Here is a 9726-nt window from a genome sequence, read left to right as displayed (position 1 = left end):
GTGTTAAGTGGGAAAGGATGTGGAGTTGCAAAGACAACCAGGATGTTGGCTTAGAAGCAGCCATCATTTAAAGAGTGCGTAATAGCTCACTGGTCGAGTGACTCTGCGCCGAAAATGTAACGGGGCTAAACACACCACCGAAGCTATGACATGTACCATTAGGTACTTGGGTAGGGGAGCGTTGAATACGGATTGAAGTTGGACCGTGAGGACTGGTGGACTGTATTCAAGTGAGAATGCCGGTATGAGTAACGAAAAGACAAGTGAGAATCTTGTCCGCCGAAAGCCTAAGGGTTCCTGAGGAAGGCTCGTCCTCTCAGGGTAAGTCGGGACCTAACGCGAGGCCGAAAGGCGTAGTGGATGGACAACAGGTTGAAATTCCTGTACCACCGAAGATTGTTTGAGCAATGGGGTGACACAGAAGGGCAGTGACGCGGACTGATGGAATAGTCCGTCCAAGCAGTGAGGCTGATCGATAGGCAAATCCGTCGATCATGAAGGCTGGGCTGTGATGGGGAGCGAAAATTGCAGTAGCGAAGGTCATGTACTCCGGCTGTCAAGAAAAGCCTCTAGTGAGATCTAGGTGCCCGTACCGCAAACCGACACAGGTAGGCGAGCAGAGCATGCTAAGGCGCGCGGAAGAACTCTCGTTAAGGAACTCGGCAAAATGACCCCGTAACTTCGGGAGAAGGGGTGCCTCGGTAGGGTGAATAGCCCGAGGGGGCCGCAGTGAAAAGGCCCAAGCGACTGTTTAGCAAAAACACAGGTCTGTGCGAAGCCGTAAGGCGAAGTATACGGGCTGACGCCTGCCCGGTGCTGGAAGGTTAAGGGGAGCGGTTAGGGGTAACCCGAAGCTGTGAACCGAAGCCCCAGTAAACGGCGGCCGTAACTATAACGGTCCTAAGGTAGCGAAATTCCTTGTCAGGTAAATTCTGACCCGCACGAATGGCGTAACGACTTGGGCGCTGTCTCAACGAGAGATCCGGTGAAATTTTAATACCTGTGAAGATGCAGGTTACCCGCGACAAGACGGAAAGACCCCATGGAGCTTTACTGTAACTTGATATTGAACTTTGGTACGATCTGTACAGGATAGGTGGGAGCCTTTGAAGCATGAGCGCCAGCTTGTGTGGAGGCAACGTTGGGATACCACCCTGATCGTATCGGAGTTCTAACCTAGAACCGTGAAACCGGTTCGGGGACCGTGTCAGGTGGACAGTTTGACTGGGGCGGTCGCCTCCTAAAATGTAACGGAGGCGCCCAAAGGTTCCCTCAGAATGGTTGGAAATCATTCGAAGAGTGCAAAGGCATAAGGGAGCTTGACTGCGAGACCTACAAGTCGAGCAGGTACGAAAGTAGGGCTTAGTGATCCGGTGGTACCGAATGGAAGGGCCATCGCTCAACGGATAAAAGCTACCCTGGGGATAACAGGCTTATCTCCCCCAAGAGTCCACATCGACGGGGAGGTTTGGCACCTCGATGTCGGCTCATCGCATCCTGGGGCTGAAGTAGGTCCCAAGGGTTGGGCTGTTCGCCCATTAAAGCGGTACGCGAGCTGGGTTCAGAACGTCGTGAGACAGTTCGGTCCCTATCTGTCGCGGGCGCAGGAAATTTGAGAGGAGCTGTCCTTAGTACGAGAGGACCGGGATGGACGTACCGCTGGTGTACCAGTTGTTCCGCCAGGAGCACCGCTGGGTAGCCAAGTACGGACGGGATAAGCGCTGAAAGCATCTAAGCGTGAAGCCCCCCTCAAGATGAGATTTCCCAGTATGTAAGACCCCTTGAAGACGACGAGGTTGATAGGTTCGGGGTGGAAGCACAGCAATGTGTGTAGCTGACGAATACTAATCGGTCGAGGGCTTATCCTAAACACGTTTACTGCGACCCATACATCCGGTAGACAGCAGCATAAAGGCTTCAGCAAGCCTAATCTTTCGTATCCAGTTTTCAGGGCGCAACTTGATTACCTGATTATAAACAAATGATCTTACATAAGATTTATGTTTATGCTTAGGGCCTTTAGCTCAGCTGGTTAGAGCGCACCCCTGATAAGGGTGAGGTCGGTGGTTCGAGTCCACTAAGGCCCACCATATTTTCCCTGATAGCTCAGTTGGTAGAGCACTCGACTGTTAATCGAGTTGTCACAGGTTCGAGTCCTGTTCGGGGAGCCAAGTTTGGAGAGATACCCAAGTGGCTCAAGGGGACCCTCTGCTAAGGGGTTAGACTGCGTAAGTGGTGCGAGGGTTCGAATCCCTCTCTCTCCGTTCCAATTTTTCTAGGCCCGTTGGTCAAGTGGTTAAGACACCTCCCTTTCACGGAGGTAACAGGGGTTCGAGTCCCCTACGGGTCACCATATTTTTTCTTTCAAAATGACGCGGGGTGGAGCAGCCCGGTAGCTCGTCGGGCTCATAACCCGAAGGCCGCAGGTTCAAATCCTGCCCCCGCAACCAAAACACCTTTAAACGGTGAAAAAAATCCATATGCCGTTGTAGCTCAACTGGTAGAGCAACTGACTTGTAATCAGTAGGTTGGGGGTTCAAGTCCTCTCGACGGCACCATTTTTTCTTTCGATGCTCCTTGGTTGTTGCCAGGCAAGCATCAAAACTACCTGCAAAGGTAGACATAACCGTTACGCCGTTGTAGCTCAACTGGTAGAGCAACTGACTTGTAATCAGTAGGTTGGGGGTTCAAGTCCTCTCGACGGCACCATTTTTTTTAAGATGCCTCTTGGTTATGCCAAGCAAGCATCAAAAACCACCAGCATTGGTGGACATAATCGATGTGCCGTTGTAGCTCAACTGGTAGAGCAACTGACTTGTAATCAGTAGGTTGGGGGTTCAAGTCCTCTCGACGGCACCATCTTTTCTCGGGACGTAGCTCAGCTTGGTAGAGCACCTGGTTTGGGACCAGGGGGTCGCATGTTCAAATCGTGTCGTCCCGACCATCTTTTAACAGAATGATTGACAACATAAACCGCTATTTTCAAAGTCTACAGGACTTATGGGAATAGCGGTTTTTTTATGCGTTTATGGGGAAATATAAACGCAATATGCGGATGAAGTGCAATCACTTCATTGAATAAGGAGGCTTTACTGTTGAAGCAAAGGGTTAGAGTCGCTGTCATGCTTATTGCGATCTTATGGGGCTTAATAAGTCCAGCAGCTGCATATGGGCAGCCAGGGGTATTCCACTTCGGGTTTAAGAAAAGCGTGGAGGGGCGTCTGCCTTCGATCGATGAGGAGGGCTTTAAAGAAATCGTAACGAAGCATGGGGCTTTGTTCCTAGGGGATACAACGCAAAAGGAGCTATATCTTACTTTCGATAACGGCTACGAGAATGGCTATACACCGCGTATTCTTGATGTATTAAAAGATAAACAAGTACCAGCGGTCTTTTTTGTAACGGGACATTATGTCAAAGATCAGCCGGAACTTTTAAAGCGGATGGTGCTGGAGGGGCATATTGTAGGCAACCATTCTTGGAGTCACCCGGATATGTCGACCCTCTCAGAATCAAGCATCAAAACGGAGCTCGATAAGGTCAAGGAGCATGTAGAAACGCTGACAGGCCAGAAGGAAATGAAGTATCTGAGGCCACCAAGAGGCATATTCAGCGAACGGATGCTTGCCGCTAGCAAACAATTCGGCTATACGAATGTATTTTGGTCAGTGGCGTACAAGGACTGGGATGTGAATGCGCAAAGAGGATCACAATATGCGTATAACGAGGTTGTTAAGCAGCTCCATCCCGGAGCGATCATCCTGCTGCATTCTGTTTCCAAAGACAACACCGAGGCGCTCGGCAGAATTATAGACGAGGCTCGCCGGCAAGGATATCTGTTCAAAAGCTTAGATCAGATGGGCATTGATTTAAATATCTAGTAAATTGTTTGCAAAAGCCTTAACCTCATTACAGGGGTTGAGGTTTTTTTGTTATACTTAACCATTTTACATTGAAATAGCAATGCATAAACCTTTAAAATTCTGCCTCATCCCTTACTTTGCCGCATGTTTAGCTATTTTAACTTCCATTATAATAAAGAAGAGTGTACCTAAGCCCATGTTTGTGTTTACAGAGGAGCTATAGTTCCGCCGAGTTGGCAACAATAGAAGTAAGGAATGCAATCATTGGAAACTTTGAAAACGTGGTAATATAGAGTAGGATATCCATACAAATAGAAAATGCCGCCTAGTCAAATAGAGCTTGAGCATAGGGTAAGGGGTTTACATATGAGTAAAATGACATTGCTGCGCGAGCCGAAACAGCGGAAACTGTTGTTTAGCGCGGGGCTTAGCTGGCTTTTTGATGCGATGGAGGTCGGAATGATCTCCTTTATCGTAGCTGCTTTGGCAGTAGAATGGCAGCTAGGTTCACAACAAGTTGGGTTACTGATGGCAATTAATTCGATCGGTATGGCAGTTGGAGCCGCTGTGTCCGGTTTGATGGCCGATCGATACGGACGCAGGGCGATCCTGCTCTGGACACTGCTGATCTTCTCCATTGCGAGTGGTCTGTCCGCTCTGGCAACGAGCTTTATCGTCTTATGCGCGCTGCGTTTCATAGCCGGATTCGGGCTTGGCGGGGAGCTTCCAGTTGCGTCGACGCTTGTATCGGAATCTGTGCCTGCCAAGGAGCGGGGCCGGGCAGTCGTCCTATTGGAGAGCTTCTGGGCGATCGGGTGGATTGCTGCGGCTTTGATTGCCTACTTCATCATTCCCGATTACGGATGGAGGATGGCGTTTGCGCTCGGTGCTGTTCCTGCACTTTTTGCCCTATATTTGAGAAGAGCCATTAAAGACTCGCCCAGCTTCAATGCGCAGCAGAGCCGCAAGCTGAGTCTAAGCGACAGAATGAAATCCATATGGTCCTTGCGCTACCGTAAAACGACAGTAACATTGTGGATCTTATGGTTTACAGTCGTATTTTCCTATTACGGCATGTTCCTCTGGCTGCCTTCCGTCATGGTGCTCAAGGGCTTTGATTTGGTGAAAAGCTTTCAATATGTTCTGATTATGACACTCGCCCAGCTGCCAGGTTATTTTACTGCTGCTTATTTTATCGAGAAATTTGGGCGTAAATTTGTGCTAGTGGTTTATTTGCTGCTAACCGCGGGCAGCGCCCTTTGGTTCGGTAGCGCAGAGACAGAAGGAGTACTGCTGGCTGCGGGCATTTGTCTCTCATTCTTTAATCTTGGAGCGTGGGGAGGGATGTACGCCTATACGCCGGAGCTGTATCCAGCCGCAGTTCGTGGAACTGGCGTCGGCTTTGCCGCCTCATTCGGCCGGGTCGGGGGTATCATTGGGCCCTATCTTGTTGGGATGCTTGTTGCTAAACAAGTCGCGATACCATCTATTTTTATGATCTTTTTTGTAACGATTGTCATAGGCGCGCTAACGGTTTTATTCTTTGGCAAAGAAACGAAAGGGATCGATCCAGATAATGAGGACTCAGATTCTGTTCTTACAAGTTGAAGGGATGTTTATTCAAAATGCGAAAAAGCCGTCCAGAATGGGTTGAACCCATCGGGACGGCTTTTTTTTGTGGTTTTATTAGGCACCGGTCACTTGCTTGGAGAAAAAGGTTTTAAGCGCTTTGTACACTTCGCCTTTCTCCTTAATTACCGAATACATAAACTTTTTGTGGTTGATGTGTTTGTAGGCGGACATCAGAGTACTGCTTCGATTGTATTGATTGACCTCTCCGTATCCGAACATATTGCTTCTCTCCATCAGCTGACCAATTAGCTTCACACAGCGTTCGTTATCTGAAGTTAGGTTGTCGCCATCAGAGAAGTGGAACGGGTATATATTCCAATTGGGAGTCGGGTACCGGCTATCGATGATGTCGATCGCTTTCTGATAAGCGGACGAACAGATGGTGCCACCGCTTTCCCCACGATTGAAAAATTCCTCCTCAGTAACTTCCTTTGCTTCCGTATGATGCGCGATAAACACAATTTCCACATGCTCATATTTGCGCCGTAAGAAGCGTGTCATCCAGAAGAAAAAGCTGCGCGCGCAATATTTCTCGAACGAGCCCATGCTTCCCGATGTGTCCATGAGGGCAAGAATGACCGCGTTGGATTGGGGTTTGATAACTTCATTCCATGTTTTGTAACGAAGATCGTCAGGTGAAATGCCGCCAATGCCGGATTTGCCCGCATTGGCGTTGCGGCGCAGATTTTCGATTAATGTTCGCTTCTTGTCAATATTGGACATAATGCCTTTTTTCCGAATATCGTGAAAAACGATTTCGGTAGTTTGCAGCTGATCCTTTTGCTTTTGCTCCAGATTAGGAAGCTCCAGCTCCTCAAACAGCATATCCTCCAATTGATCGATACTTATCTCAGTATCAACAACGTCTTCTCCGGGCTGATCGCCTGCATCCTGACCCTTGCCGGGCCCCTTAGCTGCTTGTGGATCGACGCCGAGCACATCCCCAACCTGAGAGTCGCCATCGCCTTGTCCGACGTGCTGCTTCTTGTTGTAGTTGTATATAAAGTGGGACTCGTCGAGACTTTTAATAGGGACCTTGATCGTTCGCCTGCCATCGGACAATACGATGCTTTCATCGGAAACCAGATCGGGAAGATTTTGCTTAATGGCTTCGTGCACCTTCTCCTGATGTCGCGCTTGATCCTCATAACCTTTGCGGTGGAGCGACCAATCTTCCCTTGAAACAATAAATAGCGGCTCTGACTCCATTTCCCTCACCTCATTCCATTATGTTAACGCTGCAGAATGAAAAAAAGCCTTACATGCTCATCGCTTATTTCTTGTCTGTTACTCAATATATTCAAGAGCAGAGCGGTTATGTGAGGGAAAATGAACAGGGATCACATGAATTTATCCCCATAAACAGCTTCTAGAAGATTAACTCCGCATAAAAATAGGTATCTTTTCCGAGCATCCTGCCTTGCTTTACGATGTTATTTTTGAGTCATGGCAGCAATCTTAGAAACAATTTGGAAGAAGCAGCGAAGTAGCCGCATACGCTAGTCTATAAGGATCGTTGATGGTCTCATCCACGGTTCATTCTATTATAGAAGCGGCAGCCGCGAAGGAGGAATGGCAGGCATGGGCGTGAATGAGGCAGCAATGAATGAAGAAGACAAAGCAGCGCTGTTAGAGAAGGATCGGAACTATTTATGGCATCATATTTCTCCTCATAATGAGAATCCAATGGTTATCGTATCGGGAGAAGGAAGCTGGCTAACGGATATGGATGGGAATCGCTATTTCGACGGCATGTCCGGGATGTGGTGCGTCAATGTCGGTCATGGCCGGGTTGAAATCGCTGAAGCGGCTGCGGAACAGATGAAGACAGTAGCTTATGCGACTCTCATTCAATCTCATATTCCGGCAATTGAGCTGGCTGCGAAGCTGAATGAATGGCTCATTGGCGATTATCGATTTTTTTTCTCCAACTCAGGTTCAGATGCCAATGAAGTCGCCTTCAAAATCGGCCGCCAGTATCATCATCAACGCGGGAAGGGCTCTAAGTACAAATACATTTCACGCCACCGCGCCTATCACGGCAATTCTATGGGGGCACTTAGCGCCACAGGGCAAGCGCAGCGCAAGCTGAAATACGAGCCGCTAGGTGTGGGATTTTCCCATGTGCCTCCGCCCTATTGCTATCGTTGTCCTTTCGGGCAAACGAAAGGCTCCTGCAAAATGCAATGCGCTCAAGCCTATGAGGATGCCATCCTATGGGAGGGTGCAGATTCGGTCGCTGGCATTATCGTTGAGCCAGTTATTACCGGAGGTGGAATGATTGTGCCGCCTGATCCCTATTTAGCTCGGCTGCGAAAGATCTGCGATAAGCACGATGTCCTGCTCATTGTTGATGAGGTCATTTGCGGCTTCGGCCGCTCAGGAGAGAAATTTGGGCATCAGAACTTTGGGGTAAGGCCGGATATAGTGACGATGGCGAAAGGGCTGACAAGCGCATATTCTCCATTATCTGCAACGGCAGTGTCCGCCGAAATGTATGAAAGCTTCAAAGAAAGCGGAGCAGACAATCACTTCCGTCATGTTAATACCTTCGGAGGCAATCCTGTATCCTGCGCGGTGGCGCTAAAAAATATAGAAATTATAGAACGTGAAAATTTAGTCAGCCGTTCTGCCTATATTGGCAAAGAGCTGTTTAGCCGAATCAAGCCGCTTGAATCACATCAGTACGTAGGCGAGCTTCGAATTTTTGGTTCGGCTATCGGTATCGAGCTGGTGGAGGATAAACGAACAAAGGAGCCAGCATCTGCTGCAAGAGTTGCTGCTATTATTGCGGAGTGCAAGCAAAAAGGACTGCTCATTAGCAAAAATGGAGATACAGTGCCGGGATTTATGAATATTTTGACGCTGAGCCCGCCTTTGTCGACTACGGATGATGAGATTGTATTTATAGCCGAAACGCTGCTTCAGGTTTTCGGTGTCTGAGGGAGGCGGATAAAAGAGTGGAGAAAGAACTCAGCATTAATGGGAAGCGGCTGCACAGGCGTATTGATGAGCTCGCTCAGATTGGCAAAATTGGTGATACAGGCGTTTGCAGGCTGGCGCTGTCGAAGGAGGATTTGGCAGGTGTAGAGCTGGTGTGGAGTTGGATGCTTGAAGCGGGGATGAAGGCGCGGATTGATCCGTTCGGCAATTTAATCGGTGTTCTAGAGGGAGCTGACTCGGCAGCACCGGTACTTATGCTTGGCTCCCATATTGATTCGCAGCCATACGGCGGGCGATTCGATGGCGTGATTGGCGTATTAGGGGCAATTGAAGCCGTTCAAACGATGGTTGAAAAAGGCTTTAAACCAGCTAGAAATATTGAAGTTGTCGCTTTTTGTGATGAAGAAGGCTGCCGGTTTAACAAAGGGTTGTTTGGCGCAAGAGGAATGACCGGGAAGCTTGAGGAGGGGGAGCTTGATCGGACGGATAAAAATGGTGTGACTCGCAGGGAGGCGTTGATCGCGTTTGGATGTGATCCTGCTGCGTTTGAAGGTTATGTTTTTGATGAAGGGCGAATAGCTGCTTTTCTGGAGCTGCATATTGAACAAGGTCCAGTGCTGGAGTCGCTCCATGAACCGATTGGAATCGTCAGCGGCATATCCGGCCCTGTCTGGTGGACGGTAGAAATGACTGGTTTCGCAGGACATGCGGGTTCCGTGCCAATGTCTATGCGCCAGGATGCATTGGTCGGCAGCGCTAAGGTTATCATCGCACTCCACGAATTAGCTAGCGCTGAACCTGGCGCACCGACTGTAGGAACGGTTGGTTCGCTGTCGGTATTTCCGGACTCGCGCAACATTATTGCAGAGAAAGTAAGCTTCACCGTTGATTTCCGTGATATTGATCAGAGTCGCAGGAACAGGCTGGAGGAACAGCTTCTTGCAAGGATGGATGCTGTTTGTTTAGAGCATGGCTTGACGTACACAATTCGTGAGGATACACGGAGTGATCCGCGTTACTGCGCGCCTGAGCTTAGAGAGCTTATGCACGAGGAAGCGGCGAAAATAGGGCTTGCCCCGCCCATTCTGATGAGCGGCCCGTTCCATGATTCGCTAACGATGTCCTATGTTTGCAACTACGGAATGATATTTGTTCGCTGCAAGGACGGGATTAGTCATAATCCGAAGGAGTATTCATCACCGGAAGATATCGAACTCGGTGTAGAGCTTCTCTACCGAACAGCGCACAGATTAAGTGACTAAAAGTGAACGATTATAAGGAGGAGATG

Annotated in this window: 6 protein-coding genes, 9 tRNA genes and 1 rRNA gene (1 of these 16 only partly in view); 15 read left to right on the top strand and 1 reads right to left on the bottom strand. The window is 49.0% G+C overall.

Annotated features, from left to right (window positions below; genetic code table 11):
• The 12 genes from MHH56_RS23630 to MHH56_RS23575 all read left to right on the top strand — a co-directional run.
• A 23S ribosomal RNA gene (locus MHH56_RS23630) occupies positions 1-1868 on the top strand (it extends 1065 nt beyond the left edge of the window).
• Between the two features lie 145 nt (positions 1869-2013).
• A tRNA-Ile gene (locus MHH56_RS23625) sits at positions 2014-2090 on the top strand.
• Between the two features lie 5 nt (positions 2091-2095).
• A tRNA-Asn gene (locus MHH56_RS23620) sits at positions 2096-2171 on the top strand.
• Positions 2172-2176: 5 nt separating this feature from the next.
• Positions 2177-2264 (top strand) — tRNA-Ser (locus tag MHH56_RS23615).
• Positions 2265-2278: 14 nt separating this feature from the next.
• A tRNA-Glu gene (locus tag MHH56_RS23610) sits at positions 2279-2353 on the top strand.
• 20 nt (positions 2354-2373) lie between these two features.
• Positions 2374-2450: transfer RNA gene (locus MHH56_RS23605), tRNA-Met, on the top strand.
• A 32-nt stretch (positions 2451-2482) separates the two neighbouring features.
• A tRNA-Thr gene (locus MHH56_RS23600) sits at positions 2483-2558 on the top strand.
• A 75-nt stretch (positions 2559-2633) separates the two neighbouring features.
• A tRNA-Thr gene (locus MHH56_RS23595) sits at positions 2634-2709 on the top strand.
• A gap of 74 nt (positions 2710-2783) precedes the next feature.
• A tRNA-Thr gene (locus MHH56_RS23590) sits at positions 2784-2859 on the top strand.
• A gap of 8 nt (positions 2860-2867) precedes the next feature.
• A tRNA-Pro gene (locus tag MHH56_RS23585) sits at positions 2868-2944 on the top strand.
• Between the two features lie 151 nt (positions 2945-3095).
• Positions 3096-3881 carry a delta-lactam-biosynthetic de-N-acetylase gene (gene pdaA / locus MHH56_RS23580; protein ID WP_076270303.1) on the top strand — a complete coding sequence of 262 codons (786 nt, stop codon included), beginning with the start codon at positions 3096-3098 and terminating at the stop codon, positions 3879-3881.
• Positions 3882-4229: 348 nt separating this feature from the next.
• Positions 4230-5471: an MFS transporter gene (locus MHH56_RS23575; protein WP_339204111.1), complete on the top strand. Its 1242-nt coding sequence runs from the start codon at positions 4230-4232 to the stop codon at positions 5469-5471.
• Positions 5472-5549: 78 nt separating this feature from the next.
• On the opposite strand, the gene yhbH is transcribed toward MHH56_RS23575, so the two are convergent.
• Positions 5550-6704: a sporulation protein YhbH gene (yhbH, locus tag MHH56_RS23570; protein WP_076270296.1), complete on the bottom strand. Its 1155-nt coding sequence runs from the start codon at positions 6702-6704 to the stop codon at positions 5550-5552.
• 20 nt (positions 6705-6724) lie between these two features.
• Between yhbH and MHH56_RS23565 the strand changes: the two genes are divergently transcribed.
• From MHH56_RS23565 to MHH56_RS23555, 3 genes are all read left to right on the top strand, one after another.
• On the top strand, positions 6725-6868 hold the full coding sequence (locus MHH56_RS23565; protein WP_339204110.1) for a hypothetical protein: 144 nt from the start codon (positions 6725-6727) through the stop codon (positions 6866-6868).
• Between the two features lie 208 nt (positions 6869-7076).
• Positions 7077-8438, top strand: a complete 1362-nt coding sequence (locus MHH56_RS23560; RefSeq protein WP_339204109.1) for an aspartate aminotransferase family protein — start codon at positions 7077-7079, stop codon at positions 8436-8438.
• A gap of 17 nt (positions 8439-8455) precedes the next feature.
• Positions 8456-9700, top strand: coding sequence for a M20 family metallo-hydrolase (locus MHH56_RS23555; protein ID WP_339204108.1), 1245 nt, complete (start codon positions 8456-8458; stop codon positions 9698-9700).
• Positions 9701-9726 lie beyond the last annotated feature (26 nt).

Origin of the sequence: Paenibacillus sp. FSL K6-3182 (assembly GCF_037976325.1) — a bacterium.
Classification (GTDB): domain Bacteria; phylum Bacillota; class Bacilli; order Paenibacillales; family Paenibacillaceae; genus Pristimantibacillus.
This window is presented reverse-complemented; position numbering and strand designations above follow the sequence as displayed.